25 protein-coding genes and 1 pseudogene are annotated in these 25,795 nt (G+C 71.0%); 18 read left to right on the forward strand and 8 right to left on the reverse strand.

Annotated elements, in window-relative coordinates:
• Positions 1–93 precede the first annotated feature (93 nt).
• Positions 94–573, forward strand: coding sequence for a PACE efflux transporter (locus HGN31_RS11995; RefSeq protein WP_342355771.1), 480 nt, complete (start codon positions 94–96; stop codon positions 571–573).
• Here HGN31_RS11995 and HGN31_RS12000 read toward each other — a convergent pair.
• Positions 570–1,118 carry an adenine phosphoribosyltransferase gene (locus HGN31_RS12000; RefSeq protein WP_036703864.1) on the reverse strand — a complete coding sequence of 183 codons (549 nt, stop codon included), beginning with the start codon at positions 1,116–1,118 and terminating at the stop codon, positions 570–572. The two genes, HGN31_RS11995 and HGN31_RS12000, sit on opposite strands and share 4 nt — an antisense overlap.
• Positions 1,115–1,711, reverse strand: coding sequence for a flavin reductase family protein (locus HGN31_RS12005; protein WP_168783337.1), 597 nt, complete (start codon positions 1,709–1,711; stop codon positions 1,115–1,117). The genes HGN31_RS12000 and HGN31_RS12005 overlap by 4 nt, the downstream gene beginning before the upstream one ends.
• Positions 1,712–2,262: 551 nt before the next feature.
• On the opposite strand from HGN31_RS12005, the pseudogene HGN31_RS12010 reads away from it, so the two are divergent.
• Positions 2,263–2,736 (forward strand): annotated as a pseudogene (locus tag HGN31_RS12010) (GNAT family N-acetyltransferase); the annotation flags it as partial.
• A 181-nt stretch (positions 2,737–2,917) separates the two neighbouring features.
• Complete coding sequence (locus tag HGN31_RS12015) at positions 2,918–3,742, forward strand: EcsC family protein (RefSeq protein WP_052172179.1); 825 nt, start codon at positions 2,918–2,920, stop codon at positions 3,740–3,742.
• Positions 3,743–3,814: 72 nt separating this feature from the next.
• On the opposite strand, the gene HGN31_RS12020 is transcribed toward HGN31_RS12015, so the two are convergent.
• Positions 3,815–5,386, reverse strand: coding sequence for an ATP-dependent DNA helicase (locus HGN31_RS12020; RefSeq protein ID WP_168783339.1), 1,572 nt, complete (start codon positions 5,384–5,386; stop codon positions 3,815–3,817).
• Between the two features lie 108 nt (positions 5,387–5,494).
• Between HGN31_RS12020 and HGN31_RS12025 the strand changes: the two genes are divergently transcribed.
• Positions 5,495–6,052, forward strand: coding sequence for a lipocalin family protein (locus tag HGN31_RS12025; RefSeq protein WP_168783340.1), 558 nt, complete (start codon positions 5,495–5,497; stop codon positions 6,050–6,052).
• Between the two features lie 845 nt (positions 6,053–6,897).
• Here the strand turns inward: HGN31_RS12025 and ccrA are convergent.
• Positions 6,898–8,193: a crotonyl-CoA carboxylase/reductase gene (ccrA, locus tag HGN31_RS12030; RefSeq protein ID WP_036702800.1), complete on the reverse strand. Its 1,296-nt coding sequence runs from the start codon at positions 8,191–8,193 to the stop codon at positions 6,898–6,900.
• A gap of 288 nt (positions 8,194–8,481) precedes the next feature.
• Between ccrA and HGN31_RS12035 the strand changes: the two genes are divergently transcribed.
• Positions 8,482–10,440 (forward strand): protein meaA, encoded by a 1,959-nt coding sequence (locus tag HGN31_RS12035; RefSeq protein ID WP_168783341.1) that lies wholly within the window; start codon positions 8,482–8,484, stop codon positions 10,438–10,440.
• A 63-nt stretch (positions 10,441–10,503) separates the two neighbouring features.
• Here the strand turns inward: HGN31_RS12035 and HGN31_RS12040 are convergent, their stop codons facing one another.
• Both HGN31_RS12040 and HGN31_RS12045 read right to left on the reverse strand, forming a co-directional pair.
• On the reverse strand, positions 10,504–11,046 hold the full coding sequence (locus HGN31_RS12040) for a fasciclin domain-containing protein (RefSeq protein WP_168783342.1): 543 nt from the start codon (positions 11,044–11,046) through the stop codon (positions 10,504–10,506).
• A 59-nt stretch (positions 11,047–11,105) separates the two neighbouring features.
• On the reverse strand, positions 11,106–11,714 hold the full coding sequence (locus tag HGN31_RS12045) for a peroxidase-related enzyme (protein WP_168783343.1): 609 nt from the start codon (positions 11,712–11,714) through the stop codon (positions 11,106–11,108).
• A 160-nt stretch (positions 11,715–11,874) separates the two neighbouring features.
• Here HGN31_RS12045 and ffh point away from each other — a divergent pair, with 160 nt between their 5' ends.
• From ffh to rpmE, 10 genes are all read left to right on the forward strand, one after another.
• Complete coding sequence (gene ffh / locus HGN31_RS12050) at positions 11,875–13,371, forward strand: signal recognition particle protein (RefSeq protein ID WP_168783344.1); 1,497 nt, start codon at positions 11,875–11,877, stop codon at positions 13,369–13,371.
• A complete protein-coding gene (locus tag HGN31_RS12055) occupies positions 13,371–13,895 on the forward strand; it encodes a GNAT family N-acetyltransferase (RefSeq protein ID WP_168783345.1) in 525 nt (174 codons plus the stop codon). The genes ffh and HGN31_RS12055 overlap by 1 nt, the downstream gene beginning before the upstream one ends.
• Entirely contained in the window at positions 13,892–14,509 is a 618-nt protein-coding gene (locus HGN31_RS12060) for a GNAT family N-acetyltransferase (RefSeq protein WP_168783346.1), read from the forward strand. Before HGN31_RS12055 ends, HGN31_RS12060 begins: the two co-directional genes overlap by 4 nt.
• Complete coding sequence (locus HGN31_RS12065) at positions 14,502–14,843, forward strand: chorismate mutase (RefSeq protein ID WP_052171833.1); 342 nt, start codon at positions 14,502–14,504, stop codon at positions 14,841–14,843. The genes HGN31_RS12060 and HGN31_RS12065 overlap by 8 nt, the downstream gene beginning before the upstream one ends.
• Positions 14,844–14,868: 25 nt before the next feature.
• Positions 14,869–15,318, forward strand: coding sequence for a 30S ribosomal protein S16 (gene rpsP, locus HGN31_RS12070; RefSeq protein ID WP_168783347.1), 450 nt, complete (start codon positions 14,869–14,871; stop codon positions 15,316–15,318).
• A 152-nt stretch (positions 15,319–15,470) separates the two neighbouring features.
• On the forward strand, positions 15,471–15,968 hold the full coding sequence (gene rimM, locus HGN31_RS12075; protein WP_168783348.1) for a ribosome maturation factor RimM: 498 nt from the start codon (positions 15,471–15,473) through the stop codon (positions 15,966–15,968).
• Positions 15,965–16,399 carry a hypothetical protein gene (locus HGN31_RS12080; RefSeq protein WP_168783349.1) on the forward strand — a complete coding sequence of 145 codons (435 nt, stop codon included), beginning with the start codon at positions 15,965–15,967 and terminating at the stop codon, positions 16,397–16,399. The genes rimM and HGN31_RS12080 overlap by 4 nt, the downstream gene beginning before the upstream one ends.
• Positions 16,396–17,277, forward strand: a complete 882-nt coding sequence (trmD, locus tag HGN31_RS12085; protein ID WP_168783350.1) for a tRNA (guanosine(37)-N1)-methyltransferase TrmD — start codon at positions 16,396–16,398, stop codon at positions 17,275–17,277. Before HGN31_RS12080 ends, trmD begins: the two co-directional genes overlap by 4 nt.
• A complete protein-coding gene (gene rplS / locus HGN31_RS12090; RefSeq protein WP_036702785.1) occupies positions 17,261–17,659 on the forward strand; it encodes a 50S ribosomal protein L19 in 399 nt (132 codons plus the stop codon). The genes trmD and rplS overlap by 17 nt, the downstream gene beginning before the upstream one ends.
• A gap of 9 nt (positions 17,660–17,668) precedes the next feature.
• Entirely contained in the window at positions 17,669–17,890 is a 222-nt protein-coding gene (gene rpmE / locus HGN31_RS12095; RefSeq protein ID WP_036702784.1) for a 50S ribosomal protein L31, read from the forward strand.
• A gap of 62 nt (positions 17,891–17,952) precedes the next feature.
• Here rpmE and HGN31_RS12100 read toward each other — a convergent pair whose 3' ends face one another.
• Entirely contained in the window at positions 17,953–18,846 is an 894-nt protein-coding gene (locus HGN31_RS12100) for an MBL fold metallo-hydrolase (RefSeq protein WP_168783351.1), read from the reverse strand.
• A gap of 151 nt (positions 18,847–18,997) precedes the next feature.
• On the opposite strand from HGN31_RS12100, the gene HGN31_RS12105 reads away from it, so the two are divergent.
• From HGN31_RS12105 to HGN31_RS12115, 3 genes are all read left to right on the forward strand, one after another.
• Positions 18,998–19,774, forward strand: a complete 777-nt coding sequence (locus tag HGN31_RS12105; RefSeq protein WP_036702781.1) for a division plane positioning ATPase MipZ — start codon at positions 18,998–19,000, stop codon at positions 19,772–19,774.
• A gap of 154 nt (positions 19,775–19,928) precedes the next feature.
• On the forward strand, positions 19,929–21,257 hold the full coding sequence (locus HGN31_RS12110; protein ID WP_168783352.1) for an efflux RND transporter periplasmic adaptor subunit: 1,329 nt from the start codon (positions 19,929–19,931) through the stop codon (positions 21,255–21,257).
• Positions 21,254–24,316: an efflux RND transporter permease subunit gene (locus tag HGN31_RS12115; protein WP_168783353.1), complete on the forward strand. Its 3,063-nt coding sequence runs from the start codon at positions 21,254–21,256 to the stop codon at positions 24,314–24,316. Before HGN31_RS12110 ends, HGN31_RS12115 begins: the two co-directional genes overlap by 4 nt.
• A gap of 101 nt (positions 24,317–24,417) precedes the next feature.
• Here the strand turns inward: HGN31_RS12115 and HGN31_RS12120 are convergent, their stop codons facing one another.
• Positions 24,418–25,794, reverse strand: a complete 1,377-nt coding sequence (locus HGN31_RS12120; RefSeq protein WP_168783354.1) for a pyruvate dehydrogenase complex dihydrolipoamide acetyltransferase — start codon at positions 25,792–25,794, stop codon at positions 24,418–24,420.
• Between the last annotated feature and the right edge of the window lies 1 nt (position 25,795).

Here is a 25,795-nt window from a genome sequence, read left to right on the forward strand (position 1 = left end):
AGGGGCCGGTATCCGGGCCGCGACAGGACGACCTGTTGCCCGCACCGGGCCGCGATTGCCGGGACGACCCGCCTGACAGACGGAGCGCCTGCCGTGCCCAGCCTCGATTCCCCCGCCACCGCACCCGCGCCCGTCATGCGCACCACCCCCGACCGCATCCGCCATGCGGTGCTGTTCGAGATCGTGGGGCTGGTGTTCCTGATCGGCGGCGGCTGGCTGATCACCGGGTTCGACCTCGGCGCGCTCGGCGTGGTGGGGGTCGTCTCGTCGGTCGTGGCGACGATCTGGAACTATCTCTACAACCTCGGCTTCGACCATGCGCTGAGGCGCCTGCGCGGCAGCGTGGTCAAGACGCACCCGATCCGCGCGCTGCACGCGGTGCTGTTCGAGGCGGGGCTCTTGGTGATCCTGCTGCCCTTCGTGGCCTGGGTGCTCGGCATCAGCCTGTGGCACGCCTTCCTCTTCGACCTCGGGGTGGCGGGGTTCTATGTGGTCTACGGCTACCTGTTCAACTGGGCCTACGACCGCATCTTCCCGCTGCCCGGGATGCCGGGCCACGCCGCCGCGGGCTAGTGGCCGTCGAACTCGGTCAGGGCGTGGACCTCGACCCCCGCCGCCTCGACCACCGCGCGGCCGCCGAGCTCGGGCAGGTCGATGACGAAGGCCGCGCCCACCACCTCGGCCCCGAGCCTGCGGCAGAGGTCGATCGCCGCCTGTGCCGTGCCGCCGGTGGCCAGCAGGTCGTCGACGATCAGCACCCGCTCGCCGGGTTTCAGCGCGTCGTCGTGGATCTCCATCACCGCCTCGCCGTATTCGAGCTGATAGGCCTGGCTGATGACCGTGCCGGGCAGCTTGCCCTTCTTGCGGATCGGCACGAAGCCGGTGGTGAGCTGATGCGCCACCGCGCCGCCGAGGATGAAGCCCCGCGCCTCGAGCCCCACGACCTTGTCGATCGGCACCCCCGCATAGGGCGAGAGCAGCTGGTCCACCGCCATGCGGAACCCGCGCGCGTCGGCGAACAGCGTGGTCACGTCGCGGAACACGATCCCCTCGACCGGGAAATCGACGATGCTGCGGATGTAGTCCTTGACGGTCTTTTGCGGGCGCAGAGAGGTCATGCGGGGCGGTCCATCGAGAAGGTGTCGGTGACCACGCAATAATCGTTGTGGCCCAGCCGCGCGAGCCACCCTGTCGCCGGACGGAAGATCCCGTTCCTCAGGCAATCGGGGCGGATGTGGACCCCGGTCACCACCCCCAGCACGACGTGGTTGGCCTCGCCGGCCTGGCGGATGATCCGCGTCGCGCGGCACTCGATCGAGGCCGCCGCCTCGGCCACCCGCGCGCAGTCGATCGTCTCGCACGGCAGCGCCGTGACCCCGGCGAGGTCGAACTCGCTGACCCCCGCCGGCTGCGCCGAGGTCGAGGCGTTCATCGCCTGCGCCAGCGCCCCATCGGCGATGTTGATGCAGAAGACCCGCGATTCCGCGACCTGCGCCACGGTGTCCTTGGTCCCCGGCCGGTCGGGCTTCGCCCCGGTCGAGGCGAACATCACCTGCGGCGGCACATAGGCGGTGGCGTTGAAGAAGGAATAGGGCGCGAGGTTGTCGCCCAGCCGCCCGCGGGTCGAAATCCAGCCGATCGGGCGCGGGGCGACGATGGCGTTCCACGGGTTGTGGGGCAGGCCGTGGCCGGCCTCGGGGCGGTAGAACATCGGCAGGGCCTCCTCGGTTCGGGTGGTGGGGCGGGGTCGGCGGCAGGGCGGTGCGTGGGGGCAGGGGGCCGTGCACCGGCCGCCCGCGTCCAGCCCGGCCCTTGGGTCAGCCCGGCCGGCGGCATCCTGCCCGGCCCGCCCCCGCGCCGCAAGCCGGAGTGCGTTGGAGCCGGCGGCCCCGCTGTCGCAACCCGCCCCGGGCCGCCGACCCTACCGCCCCAACCCGCCGCGCGCCCCGGATCGCGGGGCGCCGCAACCCGTCAAGCGCCGCACTCCGCCGCGCGCCGCAAACCGCCGCGCTGCAACCCGCCGCGCTGCAACCCGCCATGCGTCGCACCCCGCCCCTGCGCCCAACCCCAAGAGAACGCCAACCCACACCGCCTGCCACCCCGAGCGCTCCAGCCGACAGCGCCGCACCGCGCGCCCCAACCCCGCCGCACCCCCCCTCACCCCGCACACGCAGTTTTGCCGTTCAAAGCCGCGGCTGCGGATGCTAACCCGCGGCGGTGCGGCGCCTGCCGTCCCCTCCTCCCTGCCGAGGGCCGTTGCCGATGTATGAACTCTGCCCCGAAACCGATGCCGACGCGCCCGAGGTCGAGGCGCTGCTCGACCTGTGTTTCGCGCCGGGGCGCACGGCGCTCTCCTCCTATCGCCTGCGCGACGGGGTGCCGCCGGTGCCCGAACTCTGCCTGACCCTGCGCAGCGACGACACGCTGGTGGCGGCGATCCGCTATTGGCCGGTGCGGGTCGGCGGGCGCTCGGTCCTGCTGCTCGGCCCGGTGGCGGTGCACCCGACGGCGCAGGGCGAGGGGCTGGGCGGGCTTCTGATGCGCGAGAGCCTCGCCCGCGCCCGCGCGATGGGCTGGGGGCGGGTGATGCTCGTCGGCGACGCGCCCTATTACCAGCGCTTCGGCTTTGCCAAGCTCACCGGGGTCGAGATGCCGCCGCCCACCAACCCCGACCGGGTGCTGGGTCTGGAACTTCGCCCCGGCGCCTGGGTTGGGGTCGCGGGCGCGGTGACGCGCGAAACCCGGCCCGACGTGCTGGCCGGGCTGGCCGAGATCGAGGACACACCCGAGATGCGTTCGTCCTGCGTCGAGGTCGAGGCCCCCGAGGCCTCCCACGCCACCCCGGCGGGGGCCGCGCGCTCTGCCCGCTCAGCCTGACCGCCACCGCCCGACCCGACCGCCCGAGGAGAGAGACACAATGCCCGCAAGCTCCGTATCCCGCCGCCAGGCCGTCCTGCCGCCGATCGACGACCCGTCGGTCCACGTCCAGATCGACAAGCTGGCGCGGCGCTACGTCGATGCCGGCGGGATGGGCATGGACATCCTCGCCCGCATCGGCGGCAGCGCCCAGGGGCTGATCGAGCGCCTGCCGGGCTTCGTGCGCGGGCGGCTGGACGACATCGCGCTGGGGGCGCTGAACGGCGCCTTCGGGGCGGCCAGCCGGTCGCGCAACTACGTCCGTGACCGCGGCGACTGGTTCAACCGCCTCGCCTCGACCGTCTCGGGTGCGGCGGGCGGGGTCGCAGGGCTGCCGGGGGCGATGGTCGAGCTGCCGGTGACGGTGACGATGTTGCTGCGCGCCATCCTCGACATCGCCGAAGAGCACGGCTTCGACACCGCCAGCGAAGAGGTCCGGTCCGAGGCGCTGCGCGTCTTTGCCGCCGCGGGGCCGATGTCGGACGACGACGGCACCGACCTCGGGCTGCTCGCCGCGCGGCTGTCGGTCACCGGCCAGACCGTGCAGACGCTGATCGCCCGCATCGCGCCGCGCTTTGCCGCGGTGCTGGGCCAGAAGCTTGCGGCACAGGCGACCCCGGTCTTCGGGGCGCTCGCCGGGGCGTCCATCAACTATACCTTCACGCGGTATTATCAGGAGATCGCGCGGGTTCATTTCGGCGTGCTGCGGCTGGCGCGCGAGACCGGCCTGCCGCGTGAGGCGCTGACCGAGGCGCTGCGGCTGCGGATCGAGCAGTTGCAGGACGCCGACATCGTCCGGCACGCCCGCCGGGCCTCGGGGCGCTGACGGGGGAAGCAGAGGGGGCGCTGCCCCCCGCGCCGTTGGCGCGTCCCCCGGGATATTTGGGCAAGAAAGAACTCAGTCCGCCTCGGCCTCGGCCTCGAGCGACAGCGGCGCCGTTTCGGCGGCGAGGTCGTCCACCGACAGCCCCGTCTGCGGCCGTGCGAGCCGCGCCCGCGTCACCCAGAACAGCCGCTCCTGCGCGCGGGTGATCGCCACATAGGCGAGGCGCTTCCACAGCGGCAGCCCGGCCTCGGTCCGGTTGGACCAAGCGGCGGCCGAGATGTCGGGGGCGAAGACCTGCACATCGGGCCACTGCGAGCCCTGCGCCTTGTGGATCGTCACCGCCGCCCCGTGCAGGAACGCCGCGCCCATCCGGGCGGCGAAGGGGATGAAGGGTTCCTCGACGTCCGGCGTCTCGATCTTGACGATGCTGGCCGCCGACAGCCGCGGTTCGGGCGCGCCGATCACGTGCAGCCGCGAGAAGCCGGGCTTGCGGCCGGGCCCGAGATAGACCACCTGCGCGCCCTTGATGAGGCCCCGCGCCTCGAGGTCGATGCGCTTCTTGCGGTGCTTCAGCGGCAGCTCGATCCCGTCGCAGATCAAGGGCTCGCCGGGCAGAAGCGCGTCCCCGGGCGCCCCGTGGGCGGCGCGGAAGGCCGAGATCAGCCGTACCCGCGTGGCGTTGCGCCAGACCAGCACCGGGCTGCGCGCCATCAGGTCGCTTTCCACCCGCTCGGCCCAGATCACCCTCGGGTCGCCGGCGGCGGCCTCGCGCACCAGCCGCTCGAAGGCGGGAAAATCCACCTCGGGGTCGCCGAGCGCATGGGCGAGGTCGAGGATCGGGCTGTCGTCGGCCTGCCGGTGGACGCGGTGCAGGATCAGCTTCTGCGCCGTGGCGAGGCGGTCGAAGACCATCTCGCCCGACTGCCCCACCGGGGCGAGCTGAGCGGGGTCGCCGAACAGCACCAGCACCGGAAAGATCTCGCGCAAATCGTCGAACTGGCGCTCGTCGAGCATCGAGGATTCGTCGATCAGCCCGATGTCGAGCGCATCCGCGCGCCGCTTCCACCCCTGGATGAAGTCCGACCCCCGCAGCCCCGCCGCCGCCAGCGCCCCGGGGATCGAGCCGTGCTGCTGGTAGAACGCGAGCGCCCGGTCGAGCGCCGGCTCGCTCAGCCCCTCGATCACCGGGCGCTCGCCGGTCCCCGCCAGCCAGTCGGCGAGGCGTTCGTATTGCGGGTCGTAGACGGGGGTATAGAGGATGCGGTGGATGGTGGTCGCGGGCACACCGCGGGTGCGCAGCACGAAGGCCGCCTTGTTGGTCGGGGCCAGCACCGCAACGGTCCGCGCGTCCTTGCGCCGGCGCCCCTCATAGTCGCCGCTGACGACCTGCACGCCCGCCGCCGCCAGCGCCCGCGTCAGCTCGGCCAGCAGCAGCGTCTTGCCCGAGCCGGCTTTGCCCAGCACCGCCATCACCCGGCCCTTGCCTTCGGACGCGGGCCTGACCTCTTCCGCCACGAGGTCCACGCCCGCCGCGGCCAGCGTCTCGGCCAGCGCGTCCCAGGCGTCCGCCTGATCGGGTGAGAGGGTGGGCGCAACCGGCAGCGTGGCGGCCGGGGCGAGGTCCGGGTCGGGGGGCGGGGTCATATCCCCTTCTAGCCCGCCCGGCCGCCGCGGCAACCCGGCTAGGGCGGCGAGAGGGGAACGGCGGGGGCAGGGGGGCGTTGGGCCTCGAACCCGGAACAGGAGACCGCCATGAAGATCGCCCAAGCCCTCGCAGTGTCGCTGCTGACCCTGACGCCCGCGTTTGCGCAGGACGCCGGCACCGTGGCGAAGACCGAGATCGACCCCGAGGCCTATGTCGGCACGTGGTACGAGATCGCCCGCACCCCGGCGAAGTTCCAGGAGATGTGCAGCGGCGGCGTGACCGCCACCTATGCGCTGGCGGGCGAGAAGGTGACGGTGACGAACCGCTGCGACGGCCCCGGCGGCGCGGTGGCGACGATCGAGGGCACCGCGACGGTGGTGGGCGGCAACTTCAACACCCTCGACGTGCAGTTCCCGGTCGGGGACACGAGCCAGGGCGTGAACTACACCGTCGCCGCGGCCAGCGACGTGGTGGACGGGAAGTACCAGTGGGCGGCGGTCCGCTCGCCCGAGGAGAACATCGGCTGGATCCTGTCCCGCACCCCCGAGCTCGACGCCGCGACCCGCGCCGAGGCGGTCAAGGCGTTGGAGACGGCAGGCGTGGATGTGAGCCAGCTCAAGGACACCGCGCAGCCGCCGCCGGAGAGCTATAAAGTGGGGGAGTGAGCAGGTCGGCGGTTGAACCCGTGGTGTGGCCCGAGGTGATGGGCTGGCCCGGAGGCGGGCCGAAGCGTGCGCCTCAGTGATTCGCGCGGGTTAACGGGGCTAGTGTTGCCCGGCGGTTGCCGCAGATTGCCGGCATGAGTTGTGCCCGCCCGTCCCGGCGTGCTCGCCGTCTGTCGGGTCGTACTGCTTGGTCCTGTGCAGCCCGCAGGAAGCCTCTGCCACGGCGTCACCTGTGTTGGGCCTACGCACGACGCGGCGAGGCTCATGTGGGGGCAAAGGACGACCGTTTCCCTGCGCCAGCGCTCTGGAGCCGCCAGGGGCTGGGGGCGCCTTGGCTAGCGGCGGGTGGGAGGCCCGGCGCCCGCCCGGTTCATGCGGCTGTAGCCCGGCCTGCGTCCCTGCCTCGCCGGTAGACTGGCGGCGCGCCGGCGCCCCGCCGGAGTCATCGCCCTCATCACGCCGTGCACGCCGTGCCCGGGGGGCGAACAGCGCCGCCCCGTCCAGTAGTTCACGCCTAGTCAGCGCCATCGGCTTGCCGCCGGCGAGCTCCCCCTAGCTTGCAGCTCCGTGCCGCCCGCGAGGCGGTGCGGCGGGAGGGAGGCTGGCGCCGCGCCACACCTGCCGGGGATCGGCCCGCCCGCGAGGCTCACCGCTGCCGCCCGGCGCCCGTCCTGCGCGCAGGCACGCGCCGCGCAGCGCGCGCAGCCGGCTGCGCCCGCCGGGGACGCCATCCGCTTGCCGCGCAGGGCCCTCCTGACCGGCGCGCCACCCCGGCCCGGCCCCAGGCCAAAGAAAAAGGCCGGCAAACTGCCGGCCTCTCCCCATTTCACCGCAAAACCAGCCGCTCAGCCCTTCGTCGGCCCGGCCTCAAGCACGTCCTCGACGGTCCGCAGCCCCGTCACCGGCGCCTGCACCAGCACTGCCATGTTGCCGGGCTTGTGCTGGTTGCGCAGCATCTTGGTGTGCGCGTCGGGGATCTCGGCCCAGGGGAAGACCTCGCTCATGCAGGGGTCGATCCGGCGCTCGAGCATCAGCTTGTTGGCCGCGCTCGCCTGCTTGAGATGGGCGAAGTGCGAGCCCTGCAGGCGCTTCTGGTGCATCCACATGTAGCGCACGTCGAAGGTGCAGTTGAAGCCGGTGGTGCCGGCGCAGATCACCACCATGCCGCCCTTCTTGCAGACGAAGGTCGAGACCGGGAAGGTCGCCTCGCCCGGGTGCTCGAACACGATGTCGACGTTGTTGCCCTTGCCGGTGATGTCCCAGATCGCCTTGCCGAACTTGCGAACCTCGTTGAACCACTGCTTGTACTCTTCGCTGCCGACCTTGGGCAGCGCGCCCCAGCAGTTGAAGTCCTTGCGGTTGATGACGCCCTTGGCGCCGAGGCCCATGACGAACTCGCGCTTGTCCTCTTCCGAGATCACGCCGATGGCGTTGGCGCCGGCCGCGTTGATCAGCTGGATCGCGAACGACCCGAGCCCGCCCGAGGCGCCCCACACCAGCACGTTCATGCCCGGCTTCAGCTCATGCGGCTCGTGACCGAAGAGCATCCGGTAGGCGGTGGCGAGCGTCAGCGTGTAGCAGGCGCTCTCCTCCCACGTCAGATGGCGCGGGCGCGGCATGAGCTGCTGGGCCTGCACCCGGGTGAACTGCGCGAACGAGCCGTCCGGCGTCTCGTAGCCCCAGATCCGCTGGGTCGGCGAATACATCGGGTCGCCGCCGTTGCATTCCTCGTCGTCGCCGTCGTCCTGGTTGCAGTGGATGACGACCTCATCCCCCACCTTCCAGTTGCGGACCTTGTCGCCCACCGCCCAGATCACCCCCGAGGCGTCCGAGCCGGCGATGTGATAGGGCTGCTTGTGGCCGTCGAAGGGGCTGATCGGCTGGCCGAGACCGGCCCAGATGCCGTTGTAGTTGACGCCCGCCGCCATCACGAGAACCAGCACCTCGTGGCTGTCGATCGCGGGCGTGTCCACGACCTCGACCTGGAAGGACTTGTCGGGCTCGCCGTGACGCTCGCGACGGATGGCCCAGGCGTACATCTGCTTCGGAACATGGCCGAGCGGCGGCATCTCGCCGATCTCGTAGAGATCCTTTTGCGGCGCATCATAGGGCGCGATCGGGCTGGGGGCGTCCAGGGCCATGGGCATCTCCTCATGTCGTGCCGCAGTGCAGAATCGCCGCGGTCTTGGCGCCCAGCGGTATTCGCCGCCGCGCAACATTGCAATAGGACCGCCGTAGGGTCACGCAACAATATGTCCGATCCGCCGTTCCGTCACCGCGCCGATTCGCCGGCCCATGCCTCTCTAGCCCAGCGCAGGTTAAGGTCAGGTTGACGCCGCTGCGTTTCGCCGCGCTGCGGCGAATTGACGGCGCAGCAATCTGACCGTTATCTGGCCCCAACCGAAAGAATCTTGCGAAGGGCGCCCGTCATGGCCACCAAGGACAAACCCTGGCTGTTCCGCACCTATGCCGGCCACTCGACGGCGGAAAAGTCGAACGCCCTCTACCGCACGAACCTCGCCAAGGGGCAGACGGGCCTTTCGGTCGCCTTCGACCTGCCGACCCAGACCGGCTATGACAGCGACCACGTGCTGGCCCGCGGCGAGGTCGGCAAGGTCGGCGTGCCGATCTGCCACCTCGGCGACATGCGGGCGCTGTTCGACGCCATCCCGCTCGAGCACATGAACACCTCGATGACGATCAACGCCACTGCGCCGTGGCTGCTCGCGCTCTACATCGCGGTGGCCGAAGAGCAGGGGGCCGAGATCGCGGCGCTGCAGGGCACGGTGCAGAACGATCTGGTCAAGGAATACCTGTCGCGCGGCACCTATATCTGCCCGCCGAAGCCGAGCCTGGCCATGATCACCGACGTCGCGGCCTACACCCAGGCTCATCTGCCGAAATGGAACCCGATGAACGTGTGTTCCTATCACCTGCAGGAGGCCGGCGCGACGCCCGAGCAGGAGCTGGCCTACGCGCTCGCCACCGGCATTGCGGTGCTCGACGACCTCAAGGGCAAGGTCGCGCCCGAGGACTTCCCGGCGATGGTCGGGCGGATCAGCTTCTTCGTGAACGCCGGCATCCGCTTCGTCACCGAACTCTGCAAGATGCGCGCCTTCACCGAGCTCTGGGACGAGATCACCCGCGACCGCTACGGCATCGAGGACGAGAAATACCGCCGCTTCCGCTACGGGGTGCAGGTCAACAGCCTCGGCCTGACCGAGCAGCAGCCGGAAAACAACGTCTACCGCATCCTGATCGAGATGCTGGCGGTGACGCTCAGCAAGAACGCCCGCGCCCGCGCCGTGCAGTTGCCGGCGTGGAACGAGGCGCTGGGCCTGCCGCGGCCCTGGGACCAGCAGTGGTCGCTCAGGATGCAGCAGATCATGGCCTATGAGACCGACCTGCTGGAGTTCGGCGACCTCTTCGACGGCAATCCCGCGGTGGCCGAGAAGGTCGAGGCGCTCAAAGACGGCGCCCGGGCCGAGCTGAAGCTTCTGGACGAGATGGGCGGCGCGATCGCGGCCATCGACTACATGAAGGCGCGGCTGGTCGAATCGAACGCCGCCCGGCTGAACCGGGTCGAGGCGGGTGAGACGGTCGTCGTCGGCGTCAACCGCTGGCAGCAGGGCGAGCCCTCGCCGCTGACCGCGGGCGACGGCGGGATCATGGTCGTCGATCCGGCGGTCGAGGCCGACCAGATCGCCCGGCTGAACGACTGGCGCGCCTCCCGCGACACCGCCGCGGTCGAGGCGGCGCTGGCGCAGCTGCGCGCCGACGCCGCGGCCGGGCGCAACGTGATGCCGGCCTCGATCGCCGCGGCCCGCGCCGGCGCCACCACCGGCGAATGGGCGGGGGTGATGCGGCAGGTGCACGGCGAATACCGCGGGCCGACGGGCGTCTCGCCCTCGCCCAGCAACCGCACCGAAGGGCTTGAGCCGATCCGCGAGGCCGTCGATGCGGTCAGTGCTCGCCTGGGGCGGCGGCTCAAGTTCGTGGTCGGCAAGCCGGGTCTCGACGGGCACTCGAACGGCGCCGAGCAGATCGCCTTCCGCGCGCGCGACTGCGGCATCGACATCACCTATGACGGCATCCGCCTGACCCCGGCCGAGATCGTCGCCGCCGCGCAGGAGCAGGAGGCTCATGTCGTCGGCCTCTCGATCCTTTCGGGCAGCCACCTGCCGCTGGTCGAGGACGTGCTGGCGCGGATGCGCGCCGCGGGGCTGGGGCATATCCCGGTGACCGTCGGCGGGATCATCCCCGACGAAGACGCCACGCGCCTGACCGCGATGGGCGTGGCGCGCGTCTATACGCCAAAGGATTTCGAGCTGAACCGGATCATGATGGATCTGGTGGCGCTGGTGGACCGGCCCGACAAGGCCTCCTGACGTGATGCGAAAAGGCCGCCCCGAGGATGGGGCGGCCCGCTTGCATATCGCGTGTGCCTGCGGTCACATCTTAGGAACCAGAACCCCGTCGATGACGTGCACCACCCCGTTGCCCGCCGCCAGGTCGGCAGCGGTCACGGTGGCGTTGGTGGTCGAATCCATCCCGCCGACCTTCACCTTTTGGCCGTCCATGGTCAGTTGCAGCTTGCAGCCGCCCACCGTCTCGACCTCGGCCTTACCGGAGCCGTCGGTGATCAGCTTTGCCACGTCGGCTGCCATCGCCTTGCTGGCCACCACATGGCAGCCCAGCAGCTTGGTCAGCTTGTCCTTGCCTTCCGGCTTCATCAGGTCGTCGACCTGACCGGCCGGCAGGGCCTCGAACGCGGCGTTGGTCGGGGCAAAGACGGTGAACGGGCCGTCACCCTTCAGGGTGTCGACCAGCCCGGCCGTGGTCGCGGCCTTGGCGAGCGTGGTGTGATCGGCCGAGGCCACGATCACGTCGACCACGGTTGCCGTCGTCGCGCCGGCCATGGTGTCGGTGGCGGCGTGGGCAGCGACCCCGCAGAACGCGAATGCCGAGGCCAACAAGGCGTGACGCATCATCATCAGACTTCCTCCATGTTGCTCTTCTTGGATTGCAACAACTGTCCGAAGATATGGTTCGATCACGAATTCGTGCGCGGCGTGCGGCCCAGCATGTAGAACTCTTCGTTCGGCGGGATCTCGGCCATGTTCACCAGCCGGTTCGACATCCCGAAGAACGCCGCGATCGCGCCGATGTCCCAGATCTCGTCGGCCGAGAACCCCGCCTCGGCCATGTCCAGATGGTCGTCCTCGGTGATCGAATCGGCGTCCATCGCCACCAGCTCGGCGAATTGCAGCATCGCCCAGTGCCGGTCCGACAGGTTCGCCTTGCGCCAGTTGATCGCCAGCTGGTCGGCGATCAGCGGATCCTTGGCGCGGATCCGCAGGATCGCCCCGTGCGCCACGACGCAGTACTGGCAGCGGTTCAGCCCGCTCGTGGCGACCACGATCATCTCGCGCTCGGCTTTGCTGAGCCCCTCGTCCTTCTCCATCAGCGCGTCGTGATAGGCGAAGAAGGCGCGGAACTCGGCCGGGCGATGGGCGAGGGCCAGGAAGATGTTGGGGACGAACCCCGACTTCTCCTGCACGGCGCGGATCATCTCCTGAATGTCGGGGGGCAGGGCGCGCAGGTTCGGGACGGTGAAGCGGCTGACGGGCGGGGCGGGGTTCAGGCCGGGGTTCTGGCTCATGGGGCGGTCTCCTTTGCGCGCTTGACTCTCGCCGCCCGGGATGGAATGTCCACCCGGATTCCCGGAAGGACGTCCTTCCGGTCCCCGCCGGTCGGGGATCGCCCCCCGTCAGCGCGGTTGCGCCCACGGGGGTCCTGTCGTTTTGCTGCGGAGGCCCGCGATGTTCGAGAACCTGTCCGACCGCCTTGGCGGGGTCTTCGACCGCCTGACCAAGCAGGGCGCGCTGACCGAGGATGACGTCACCGCCGCCATGCGCGAGGTGCGCCAGGCGCTGCTCGACGCCGACGTCTCGCTGCCCGTGGTGCGCAGCTTCGTGCGCGCCGTCACCGCCAAGGCCACCGGCTCGGCCGTCACCAAGTCGATCACCCCCGGCCAGCAGGTCGTCAAGATCGTCCACGACGAGCTGATCGCCATGCTCTCGGGCGAGAGCGAGGCCGACGCGCTCAGGATCGACAACCCCCCGGCGCCGATCCTGATGGTCGGCCTGCAGGGCTCGGGCAAGACCACCACCACCGCCAAGCTCGCCCGCCGCCTCAAGGAGCGCGAGAAGAAGCGCGTGCTGATGGCCTCCCTCGACACCAACCGCCCCGCCGCGATGGAGCAGCTGGCGATCCTCGGCACCCAGATCGGGGTCGACACCCTGCCCATCGTCAAGGGCGAGAGCGCGGTGCAGATCGCCCGGCGCGCGAAGCAGCAGGCGTCGCTCGGCGGCTATGACGTCTACATGCTCGACACCGCCGGCCGGCTGCACATCGACCAGGCGCTGATGGACGAGGTCCAGCAGGTCCGCGACGTGACCTCCCCGCGCGAGACGCTGCTGGTCGTCGACGGCCTGACCGGCCAGGACGCCGTCAACGTGGCGACCGAGTTCGACGCCAAGGTCGGCGTCTCGGGCGTGGTGCTGACCCGGATGGACGGGGACGGGCGGGGCGGTGCGGCGCTTTCCATGCGCGCGGTCACCGGCAAGCCGATCCGCTTCGTGGGTCTGGGCGAAAAGATGGACGCGCTCGAGGCGTTCGACGCCGAGCGCGTGGCCGGCCGCATCCTCGGCATGGGCGACATCGTGGCGCTGGTCGAAAAGGCCCAGGCGACGCTCGAGATCGAGCAGGCCGAGCGGATGATGAAGCGCTTCGCCAAGGGTCTGTTCAACATGAACGACCTGCGCGGGCAGCTTGAGCAGATGCAGAAGATGGGCGGGATGCAGTCGATCATGGGCATGATGCCCGGCATGGGCAAGATGGCCAAGCAGGCCGAGGCCGCCGGCATCGACGACACCATGATCCGCCGCCAGATCGCGCTGATCAACTCGATGACCAAGAAGGAACGCGCCAACCCCGACCTGCTGCAGGCGTCGCGGAAGAAGCGGATCGCCGCGGGCGCGGGGATGGACGTGGCCGAGCTGAACAAGCTGCTGAAGATGCAGCGCCAGATGGCTGACACGATGAAGAAGGTCAGCAAGATGGGCAAGGGCGCGATGCTGAAGCAGGCGATGCGCGCCATGTCCGGCAAGGGCGGCGGACTGCCGGATCTGGCCGATGTCGATCCGGCCAAGATGGCCGAGGCGACGAAGATGCTGCAGGACCAGAAGGGTCTGGGCGGCCAGCTCGGCGGGCTGAACCTGCCCGGCGGGCTTTCGGGGCTGTTCGGGAAGAAGTGATGCCGGTGCTGTCCGTCGAGATTCCGGTGATCGAGACCGAGCGGCTGGTCCTGCGCGAGCCGCGCATGGCCGACCTGCCGGCCTTCGGCGCCTTCGCGGCCTCGGACCGGGCGCGCTTCGTCGGCGGGGCGAACCCGGCGCCGTATGCGGCGTGGGACGGCTTGCGCGGGATGCTCGGCCACTGGCTGCTGCGCGGCTTCGGCTGGTGGACGGCCGAGGATCGCGCGACCGGCGCGACCGCCGGCCGGCTCGGCATCGGCCACCACATCGACTGGCCCGAGCCGGAACTCGGCTGGCACCTCTTCGACGGGTTCGAGGGCCGTGGGCTGGCGCATGAGGCCGCGCTCGCCGTCCGCCGCTGGTGGCGCGGGCAGGGGCACCCGGCGCCGATCTCGCTGATCGACCCCGGCAACACCCGCTCGATCCGCCTGGCCGAGCGGCTGGGCGCGGTGCCCGAGCGCGAGATCATCCTGCGCGGCGCCCCCTGCCTCGTCTGGCGCCACCCCGCGGAGGGCGCGGCATGACCGTCACCCTGACCGGCACCCCCGTGATCCATACCAAGCGCCTGATCCTGCGCGCGCCCGAGCCCTGGGACGCGGCGCCGTTCTGCGCCTTCCTCGGCTCGGACCGGGCCCGCTTCGTCGGCGGCACAACCGAGCCGGGGCGCGCGTGGCGGGCCTTCGGCACGCTCCTCGGGCACTGGGTGCTGCGCGGCTTCGGCCCCTTCACCATCGTCCGGGGCGACAGCCGCACCGGCGCCGAGCGCGCCATCGGCATGGCCGGCCCGTGGTTCCCCGACACCTGGCCCGAGCACGAGATCGGCTGGATGCTGTGGGACGACGCCCACGAGGGCCAGGGGCTCGCGGCCGAGGCCGCGGCGGCAGTCCGCGACCACGCCCGCACCCATCTCGGCTGGGCGACCGCGGTCAGCTACATCGACCTCGAGAACGCCCGCTCGATCGCGCTGTCCGAGCGGCTGGGCGCGGTCCGCGACCCGGACGCCGCGGTGCCCCCCGCCCACCCCGACGGCGGCGCGCTGGGGGTCTGGCGGCATCCGATGGGCGCAGTCGCGGCGGCGGCGTCCGCAGCGGACTCGTATGAACGGCATTCGCATGAACGGTGCACGAACGATGCATGAACCGCAGACGAACATCGCCCCCGATGCAGACGCCACCTCGGCCGATCCGGCGGTGCGGGCGGCGGCGATCCTCGCCGAGCACCGGGCCTCGATCGACCGGCTCGACGCGGTGCTCGTCTTCACCCTCGCCGAGCGGTTCAAGCACACCCAGGGCGTGGGCCGGCTCAAGGCCGAACACGCGCTGCCGCCCTCGGACCCGGCGCGCGAGGCGGCCCAGATCGAGCGGCTCGAACGGCTCGCGCGCGAGGCCGACCTCGACCCGGCCTTCGCGCGCAAGTTCCTGAACTTCGTGATCTCGGAAGTGATCCGGCATCACGAGCAACTGCAAAAATAACCAAGCCATACCAAGGAGATACCTCATGGCCATGAAGATCCGGCTCGCCCGCGGCGGGTCCAAGAAACGCCCCCACTACTCGATCGTCGCCTCGGACAGCCGGATGCCGCGCGACGGCCGCTTCCTCGAGAAGCTGGGCACCTACAACCCGCTGCTGCCCAAGGACAGCGAGGACCGCATCAAGATGGACATGGAGCGTGTGCAGCACTGGCTGTCGCGGGGCGCCCAGCCCACCGACCGCGTGGCCCGCTTCCTCGAAGCCGCTGGCGTGAAAGAGAAATCCGACCGCGCCAACCCCAAGAAGGGTGAGCCCGGCAAGGCCGCGCAAGAGCGCGCGAAGAAGCGCGCCGACCGCGAGGAAGCCGCCCGCGCCGCCGCGGAAGAGGCGAAGAACGCCCCCGCCGCCGCCGCCGAGGAAACCTCGGTCGAGGTTGCCGACGAGGCTGCCGCCGACGCCGCCAAGGCCGACGAGTGATCCGTCCGGCCCGCGCCGGGGGACCACCCCGGGGCGCGGGCCGCACAGCACCGGCGCGGGGCGCGCACAGGCCCGCCCCGCGCCGCTGCGGTCCAACCGGCCGCAACGACTTGCTTTTCCAGAGCTTTCCCTGAGCACGAGGGGCGTTCGCCATGACCGACAAGACCTGCGTGGGCGCCATCGCCGGGGCCTTCGGCGTCCGCGGCGAGGTGCGGCTCAAGAGCTTCTGCACGACCGCCGAGGACATCGCCACCTACGGGACGCTGACCACCGAGGACGGCACCCGGCGGTTTGCCGTGACCCTGACCCGGCCGGTCAACGGCGGGCTCGGGGCGCGGCTCTCGGGCGTCGAGACCAAGGAACAGGCCGATGCGCTGCGGGGCGTGACCCTCTGGGCCGACCGCGCAGCCCTGCCAGCGCTGGGCGACGATGAGTTCTACCACGCCGACCTGATCGGCCTCGAGGTCGTCGACACCGGCGGCGCGAGCCTTGGCCGGGTGCGGGCGATCCATGACCACGGCGCGGGCGACATCCTTGAGATTCATGGACAATCCGGCACGCTGCTGGTGCCCTTCACCCGCGCGGCGGTGCCGACGGTGGACCTGAGCGCCCGCCGCATCGTCGCCGACCCGCCCGAGAGCGACGAATGAGCGACCCGCTCGCCCCCCTCGCCACCCGCCTGCGGCTGCTCATGCTGGCGGGGTTCGTGGTGCTGGCGACGCCGTTCCTCGCCGGGCTGGGCGGGGCCGGGGGCTACAGCGTCGGCATCTTCGCGGCGATCTTTGCCGCCCGCTACATGCTGACCACCGACCCGGCGCGCTGGTCCCATCCGGCGATCCCGGCGCTCGGCGTGGCGGTCAACGCGGCGGTCGCGGGCGCGCTCTGGGGCCTCGGGATCTGGGTCTCCCGCGCGACCGGCTGGACCCCACGCTGGGGCGCGCTGCCGCCGGTGCTGCTGGCGCTGGCGGGGACGGGGCTCTCGGTGCAGCTCTGGTCCGCGCGCCGCGACGCGGCGGTGAACGGGATGCTGGACGACGCGGGTCGCCTGACCCGCGACGACGACGAGGGGCCGCGGCCATGACCGACGACGCGCCCGCCACCCCCCGCTCGCACGGCCGCGTGGCCATCCGCGCCAGCGTCCGCCCGCGCGACCTGATGGAGCCGCCCGAGGTCGCCGGCGCCTGGACGGCGCATGTCGTGACGCTGTTCCCCGAGGCGTTCCCCGGCGTCCTGGGCCTCTCGCTGACCGGCAAGGCGCTGTCCGAGGGGCTGTGGCGGCTCGAGACCGTCGCCCTGCGCGAGCACGGCATCGGCCGGCACCGCAACGTGGACGACACGCCCGCGGGGGGCGGCGCGGGCATGGTGATCCGCGCCGACGTGCTGGCCGCGGCGCTCGACCGGACCCCGCCGGGGCTGCCGGTGGTCTATCTCTCGCCGCGCGGGGCGCCGCTGACGCAGGCGCGGGCCCGGGCGCTGGCTGAAGGCCCGGGCGTCACGCTGATCTGCGGCCGCTTCGAGGGGGTGGACCAGCGCATCCTCGACGCCCGCGGCATCGAGGAGCTCAGCATCGGCGACTATGTCCTGACCGGCGGAGAGCTGGCCGCGCAGGTCTTGATCGATGCGACCGTCCGCCTTATACCGCGCGTGCTGGGGAATCAGGCGTCCCTGGCCGAGGAATCCTTTTCCTCCGGCCTGCTTGAACATCCGCAGTACACGAAGCCCGCCGAATGGGAAGGCCGCAGGATACCGGAGGTTCTGCTCTCCGGCCATCACGCGGCCATTTCGCAATGGCGGGCGGACGAGGCCGCAAGGCTGACCAAGGAACGTCGCCCCGATCTGTGGCGGGCCCATCTCGACGGTGGGGACTCGGCTAAGGACCGGCAGCTCTCGGGCGCATCACACCAATCGCGGGACCGCCGCGAGCAACGAAAGGACCAGGGCGATGAACCTGATCGCTGAAATCGAGGCCGAACAGATCGCGGCCCTCGGCAAGACCATCCCGGATTTCAAGGCCGGCGACACCGTGCGCGTCGGCTTCAAGGTGACCGAGGGCACCCGGAGCCGCGTCCAGAACTATGAGGGCGTGTGCATCAGCCGCAAGGGCGGCGAGACGCTGGGCGCCTCGTTCACCGTGCGCAAGATCTCGTTCGGTGAAGGCGTCGAGCGCGTCTTCCCGCTCTACTCGACCAACATCGAGTCGATCGAGGTCGTCCGCCGCGGCCGCGTGCGCCGCGCCAAGCTGTACTATCTGCGTGATCGCCGGGGCAAATCGGCCCGGATCGCCGAAGTGCAGAACTACAAGCCGAAGGCCCCCAAGGCCGACGCCAACCCGAACGCCTGAGGTGCCGCGATGAAAGCCGAAACCCATCCCGAATACCACATGATCACCGTCAAGATGACGGATGGCACCACCTATCAGACCCGCTCGACCTGGGGCAAAGAGGGCGACACCATGTCGCTCGACATCGACCCGACGTCGCACCCGGCCTGGACCGGCGGCTCGGCGAAGCTGATGGACACCGGGGGGCGCGTCTCGCGCTTCAAGAACAAATACGCGGGCCTGGGCTTCTGAGCCCTTCGCCCTCGCACCGACTGCGAACGCCGCCCCGAGGGGCGGCGTTCTGCGTTTCGGCCTCAGCCCTTCGGGCGGTCGAAGTAGTTCGCGGGGATCTTGAAATACGACCGCCCGTCGTCCTCGGCCGGGGGCAGGCGGCCGCCGCGCAGGTTCACCTGCAGCGCGTGCAGGATCTGGACCGGCAGCGACAGGGTCCGGTCGCGGGCCTCGCGCAGGGCGATGAACTCGGCCGCCTGCACCCCGTCCTTGACGTGCTGGTTGGTCAGCCGGTGCTCGGCCACCGTCGCCATGTAGCGCGGCGCGTCCCCGCCCTCGGGGTAGTCGTGGCCTATGAAGAGCCGCGTCTCGGCCGGCAGGTCGAGGATCGCCCGGATCGAGCGCCACAGCACCTCGGCGCTGCCGCCGGGGAAATCGGCGCGGCTGCTGCCCGAGGGGGGCATCATCAGCGTGTCGTGCACGAAGGCCGCGTCGCCCGCGACATAGGTGACCGAGGCGAGCGTGTGGCCGGGCGACAGCATCACCCGCACCGGGATCGACCCGACCATGAACTCGTCGCCGTCCTCGAACACCCGGTCCCACGGGCTCGCGTCCTGCGGCAGGCTGTCGTCGTTGTAGATCTCGCGCCACAGCGCCTGGATCTCGGTCACCTTGGCGCCGATGCCGCGCGGCACCCCGCCGAGCTGTTCGGAGAGATAGACGGCCGCCGACAGGTGATCCGCATGGGGGTGGGTGTCGAGCACCCAGTCGACCGTGATCCCCATCTCGCGGACATAGGCGAGGATGCGGTCGGCGTCCGCGGTCCAGGTCCGGGCGGCGCGGGGGCAGAAGTTCCAGACCGGATCGACGATCGCGCCGTGCATCGTCTCGGGATCGTGGAAGACGTACTGCAGACTGCCGGTCGGGCGGTCGAAGAACGGCTTGACGATGGGCGCGCGGGGGGCAGAGGGGGGCATGGGTGCCTCCTGTTCATATTCTTCGCGGGGAATATGTGTCGGGCCGCGAGGTTGGTCAACGGGCTCTTTGTCCACAACTGATTGCCAGCCGCGGCCTGACACCGCCGGACGGGGCGGTTAGCCTGCGGCCGAGAGGCATCAGGGGCGATTCGTGGCGCATATCATCGTCGTGGGCAACGAAAAGGGCGGATCGGGCAAGTCCACGACCTCGATGCACGTCGCCACCGCGCTGGCGCGGATGGGGCACCGGGTCGGCGCGCTCGACCTCGACGTGCGGCAGCGCAGCTTCGGGCGGTATCTCGAGAACCGCGCCGCGTTCATGGCGCGCGAGGGGCTGGCGCTGCCGACGCCGGCGCTGGCCGAACTGCCCCGCGACAGCGCCGATCCCCTGTCCGACGTGCTGGGAGAGATGGACGCGCAGCAGGATTTCATCGTCATCGACTGCCCCGGCTCGCACACCAAGCTGAGCCAGATGGCCCACACGCTGGCCGACACGCTGGTGACGCCCCTGAACGACAGCTTCATCGACTTCGACCTGCTGGCGCGGATGTCGCCCGAGGGCGAGGTGCTGGGCCCCTCGATCTATGCCGAGATGGTGTGGTCGGCCCGGCAGTTGCGCGGCCAGGCCGGCGCGGGGCCGATCGACTGGATCGTGCTCAGGAACCGGCTCGGCACGACCGAGATGCACAACAAGCGGAAGGTCGGCGAGGCGCTGGACCGGCTGTCGCGGCGGATCGGGTTCCGGGTCGCGGCGGGATTTGCCGAGCGGGTGGTGTTCCGCGAGCTCTTCCCGCGCGGCCTGACGCTGCTGGACCTGCGCGACGTGGGCACGCAGGCGCTGTCGCTCTCGAACGTCGCGGCCCGGCAGGAGCTGCGCGACCTGCTGGGTGAGCTGCGGCTGCCGGGGGTGACGAGCATCCGGCTGTAACCGGGCCGCGCACGGGCTGGTGCATTGTTGTCGAGGCCAAGGAAAGCTATGTGAGAAGCCTGATCCGGCCCCGCCGCGGGGCCGGCAGGGCCGTCGTGACGGTCCGACCCCGGGGGCATGGGCCGTCCGGGCAGAAGACCGGGGATGCCGTCCGATGCGCCTGCCGCCGATCCTGACCGCGCTGATGGTGGCCGCCGCCGCGATGGCGGGGGCCGTTCCCGCGCGGGCCGCCGACGCCCCCGCCGCCCCGCAGGGGGCCGCCACCGCCCCCACGGTCACCGCCGCGGTGGCCGAGATGGCCGATGTCGAGGCGCGGGTGCCGCTCAGCGGGACGCTCGTCGCGCGGCAGATCGTGCAGGTCTATCCGCAGGTTTCGGGGTTCGAGATCGTGGCGCTCGGGGCGGAGGCCGGCGACCGGGTCGAGAAGGGGCAGGAACTCGCGCGGCTGGCCGATGCCACGCTGTCGGCGCAGCTCGCGCAGGCGCAGGCCGAGCTGCAGCGCGCCGTGGCGGGCGTCAGCCAGGCCCAAAGCCAGATCGCCAGCACCGAGGCCGCGCAGCGCCAGGCCGTGGCCGCGGGCGACCGCGCCCGGTCGCTGCGCCGCTCGGGCTCGGGCACGCAGGCGGCGCTCGACCAGGCCGAGGCCGCCGAGGCGGCGGCGCAGGCGGCGGCGGCCTCGGCCCGCGACGGGCTGGCGGTGGCCGAGGCGAGCCGCGCGCAGGCGCAGGCGGCGCTGGACCTCGCGCAGTTGAACCTCGACCGGACGCGGATCGTGGCCCCGGTGGACGGGCGGGTGACGGCGCGGGCCGCGCAGCTCGGCGGCATCGCTAGCCCGGCGGGCGAGCCGATGTTCACGCTGATCGCCGATGGCAGTGTCGAGTTCGAGGGCGAGGTGATCGAGGCCGCGCTGCCCGAGCTGAAGATCGGGCAGGAGACGCAGTTGAACGTGGCGGGCGTCGGCCCGGTCGGTGGCGAGGTGCGGCAGCTGCCTGCCGCCGTCGATCCGGTCACGCGCCTCGGCCTCGTCCGGGTGGCGCTGCCCGACGACGACCGGCTGCTGACCGGGCTCTTTGCCAGCGGCGACATCGTGACGCTGCGCCGCCGCTCACTGACCGTGCCCGCAACGGCGGTGCTGTCGGACGACCGCGGCGACCGGGTGCAGGTGGTCGCGGGCGGCGTGGTGGAATCCCGCCCCGTGAACGCCGGGCTCTTGTGGCAGGGGCGGCGCGAGGTGCTCGAGGGGCTCTCTGAGGGCGAGACGGTGATCGCGCGGGCCGGGGCGTTCTTCGCCACCGGCGACGCGGTGTCGCTGGTCGAGATGCCGGCCGAGGCTGCGCCTGCTGCGCCCGCGGCCCCAGCCCCCGCGCCGGCTGACCCCGTGGCCCCGGCACCGGCTGCGGCCGCACCCGCCGCCGCAGCGCAGGCCGTCACTCCGGCGGTCGCCGCGGGCACGCCCCCGGCCTCGGGCGAGGCGCGGCCATGAACCTCTCGACCTGGTCCATCCGCCATCCGGTTCCGCCAATCGCGATCTTCCTCGTCCTCATCATCGTCGGCATCTACAGCTTCCTGAACCTGCCGGTCACGGCGATGCCGAACATCGACCTGCCGATCATCTCGGTCAGCGTCGGCCAGCCCGGCGCCGCGCCGTCCGAGCTGACGAGCCAGGTCGTGAAGCCGATCGAGGACGCCATCGCCAACGTCACCGGCGTGCGGCACATGACCTCGACCGCCGGCGATTCGGCGGCCAGCGTGACCGTCGAGTTCACGCTCGAGACCGACAGCGACCGGGCGCTGAACGACATCAAGGACGCGGTGGCGAGCGTCCGCTCGGACCTGCCCGAGGGGATCACCGAGCCGCTGGTGCGGCGGCTCGACGTGACCGGGATGCCGATCCTGACCTATGCGGTCAGCGACCCGACCCGCTCGATCGAGGAGCTGTCGAAGTTCGTCGAGGACGTGATCGGCCGCCAGCTCTCGACCGTGGACGGGGTGGGGCAGGTCAGCCGCATCGGCGGCGCCGACCGGCAGATCGAGGTGGCGCTGGACCCCGACCGGCTGCTGGCTCTGGGCCTGACCGCCGCCGGCGTCAGCCAGGAGCTGCGGGCCAAGAACATCAACATGGGCGGCGGGCGCGGCGACCTTGCCGGGACGGAATACTCGATCCGCACGCTGGGCTCGGCCGACACGGTGGCGCAGCTTTCGGCGACCCCGATCTTGCTCGGCGCGGGCGGGCGGACGGTGCGGCTCGACCAGCTCGGCACGGTGATCGACGGGCCGAGCGAAGAGCGCAGCTTCGCGCTCTTGGACGGGCGGCCGGTCGTGGCCTTCGGGGTCTATCGCGCGACCGGCAAGTCCGACCTCGTGGCCGGTGACGGCGCCAAGGCACGGCTGGCCGAGATCGGCGCCCAGCATCCGAACCTGCGCATCACGCTCATCGACGACGCCACGACCTACACCTCGCAGTCCTATCACAACGCGATGGAGACGCTCTACGAGGGCGCGGCGCTCGCGGTGATCGTCGTCATGCTGTTCCTGCGCAACTGGCGCGCGACGCTGATCGCCGCGATCTCTCTGCCGCTGTCGGTCATCCCCACGTTCTTCGTCATGGACATGCTGGGGTTCACGCTCAACGGCATCAGCCTGCTGGGAATCACGCTGGTGACCGGCATCCTCGTCGACGATGCCATCGTCGAGATCGAGAACGTGGTCCGCCACATCCACATGGGCGTCGACCCCTATCAGGCCGCCGAGGATGCCGCGACCGAGATCGGCACCACGGTCATCGCCATCTCGATGTCGATCGTCGCGGTGTTCGCGCCGGTCAGCTTCATGGGCGGGATCGCCGGGCAGTATTTCAAGCAGTTCGGCCTGACGGTCGCGGTGGCGGTGCTGTTCTCGCTGCTGGTGGCGCGGATCATCACGCCGATGCTCGCCGCCTATTTCATGCGCGGCGCGGGCGGCGCGCATGAGCCCGAGGACGGTCGGGTGATGCGCGGGCTGATGGGCACGCTGCGCTGGACCATGCGGCACCGCTTCCTCACCCTGCTGATGGGCTTCGGGGTGTTCGCGGGCTCGATCTATTCGGCCACGCTGCTGCCGACCGAGTTCATCGCCGCGGGTGACGTTGGCCGCAGCCAGGTGCAGGTCGAGCTGCCGCCCGGCGCCACCATCGACGCGAACGAGGCGATCTCGCGCAGCCTCTCGGCGCGGGTGGCCGAGATCCCCGAGGTGCAGTCGGTCTTCGTCATGGGCGGCACCGGTTCGGTGACCAAGTCGCGGCTGATGATCAACTACGGCCGCAAGGAGGACCGCGACCGCAGCCAGTTCGAGATCGAGGCGCAGCTCAAGGACGAGCTGGCCGGCACCCCGGACGTGCGGCTGAACTTCCAGAACGAGCAGGGCGGCAACGACCTGACCATCAGCGTGCTGGGCGACACCGAGGACGGCGCGGCCGAGGCCGCCAACCTGCTGGTGGCCGAGATGCGCAAGATGGCGTCGCTGGAAAGCGTGACCTCGTCGGCGAACCTGCAGCGCCCGGAAATCCAGATCGCGCCCAAGACCCAGCTGGCCGCCCAGCTCGGCGTCTCGGCCAGCGCGATGGCGCAGACGCTGCTGGTGGCGACGCTGGGCGACAGCGAGGCGAACCTTGCCAAGTTCAACGCCGGCGACGAGCAGATCCCGATCCTCGTGCGGCTGAACGCCGAGGCGAGGAACGACCTGATGGAGCTGCGGAACCTGCGCGTGCCCTCGCAGGCGGGGCAGGTGCCGCTGGCGGCGGTGGCGGACGTCAGCTTCTCGGCCGGGGCGACGGAGATCTCGCGCTATGACCGCCGCTACCGGACGACGGTGGATGCGAACCTGGTGGACGGGGCGATCCTCGGGCCGGTGGCGGCCGAGGTGAAGGCGTTGCAGGGGAAGATTGCCCTGCCGCCGGGGACCGAGTTCCAGACCGCCGGCGACGCCGAGATCATGGGCGAGGTGTTCTCGGCCTTTGCGGCGGCGATGGGGTCGGGGATCCTGCTCGTCTATGTCGTGCTGGTGCTGCTCTTCCACAATTTCGTCACCCCGATCGCCATCCTGCTGTCGCTGCCGCTGGCCATCGGCGGGGCGATGTTCGCGCTGTACCTGACCGGCTATGCGATCGGGATGCCGGTGGTGATCGGCTTCCTGATGCTGATGGGGATCGTGACCAAGAACGCGATCATGCTGGTCGAGTTCGCGCTGGCCGCGATGGACGCGGGCGCGGCCAAGCGCGACGCGATCCTCGACGCGGTGCACAAGCGGGCGCGGCCGATCGTGATGACGACCATCGCCATGGCGGCGGGGATGGTGCCCTCGGCCATCTCGACCGCCGAGGGGTCCGAGTTCCGGGCCCCGATGGCGATTGCTGTGATCGGCGGGCTGCTGCTCTCGACGCTGCTGTCGCTGCTCTTCGTGCCGTCGCTGTTCTCGCTGCTGCACGGCGGGCAGGGGCGGCTCGGGCGCTTCGCGCAGCGGATGGTGGGGCTGAACCGGGCGCCGAAGGGCGAGGCGGCCGAGTAGGGGCTTCGCCCCTCGCGCCTGCGGCGCTCACCCCAGGATATTTGGGCAAGAAAGAAGGGCTGCCGGTGCGGGCAGCCCTTCGGGTTTGCGGTGGGGGGAGGTCAGGCCAGCATCCCGACCGGGTTCTCGAGATGGGTTACGATCGCCTCGAGCAGTTGCGCGCCGAGCGCGCCGTCGATGACGCGGTGATCGACCGAGAGGGTCATCGACATCATGGTGCGGATGACCACCTGCCCGTCCTCGACCACCGGGGTCGGGATGCCGGCGCCGACCGCGAGGATCGCGCCATGCGGCGGGTTGATGACCGCGTCGAAGTTCTCGATCCCGAACATCCCGAGGTTCGAGATGGCGAAGCTGCCGCCCTGATACTCGTGCGGGGCCAGCTTCTTGGTCTTGGCGCGGGCGGCGAGGTCCTTCATCTCGGTCGAAAGGGCCGAGAGCGTCTTCTTGTCGGCGTCCTTGAGGACCGGGGTGAAGAGCCCGCCCTCGACCGCGACGGCCACCGCCACGTCCGAGGGTTTCAGCTTGATGATCCGGTCGCCGGCCCAGACGGCGTTGGCGTCCGGCACCTGCTGGAGGGCCAGCGCGCAGGCCTTGATGATGAAGTCGTTGACCGACAGCTTCACCTTGCGCGCCTCGAGCTGGGTGTTGAGCGTGCCGCGGAACTCCATCAGCGCGTCGAGCTTGGCGGACCGCCGCAGGTAGAAATGCGGGATGGTCTGCTTGGCCTCGGACAGGCGCGCGGCGATGGTACGGCGCATCCCGTCGAGCGCGACCTCTTCGGTCTCGCGGCCCTCGAGCATCTTGGCGACGGTGGCGTAGGACATCCCCTGCGGGGCGGCCGCGGGGGCGGCCTGCGGGGCGGCGGCGGGTTTCGGGGCCTCGGTGGCCGCGGCGGGTTGGCTCGCGGCGGTCGGCTGGGCGGCCGGTTGGGCCGCGCCGGGCTTCGCCCCCTCGACGTCGGCCTTGACGATCCGGCCCTTGGGGCCCGAGCCGGTCAGCCCGGCAAGGTCGATCCCCTTTTCGGCCGCGATCCGGCGGGCGAGGGGCGAGGCGAAGATGCGCTCGCCCTTGCCGCGGGCCGGGGCCTCCGCGGGCTTCGCCGCGCCGGCGTCGCTTTTGGCGGGCTCGGATTTCGTCTCAGGCTTGGCCTCGGCCTTGGCCTCGTCCTTCGGCGCCTCCGCCTTGGCGGCCGCGGGCTTCGACGGTGCGGCCTCGGCGGCGCTGGCGTCCTCGCCTTCCTCCAGCAGCAGCGCGATGGGGGTGTTGACTTTCACCCCTTGCGTGCCCTCGGCCACCATCAGCTTGCCGATGGTGCCCTCGTCCACGGCCTCGAACTCCATCGTGGCCTTGTCGGTCTCGATCTCGGCAAGGATGTCGCCGGACTTGACCGTGTCGCCCTCTTTCACCAGCCATTTGGCGAGCGTGCCTTCCTCCATCGTCGGGGACAGCGCGGGCATCAGGATCTCGGTGGCCATG

It is taken from the genome of Paracoccus sanguinis (assembly GCF_012689545.1).
GTDB classification, from domain to species: Bacteria; Pseudomonadota; Alphaproteobacteria; order Rhodobacterales; family Rhodobacteraceae; genus Paracoccus; species Paracoccus panacisoli.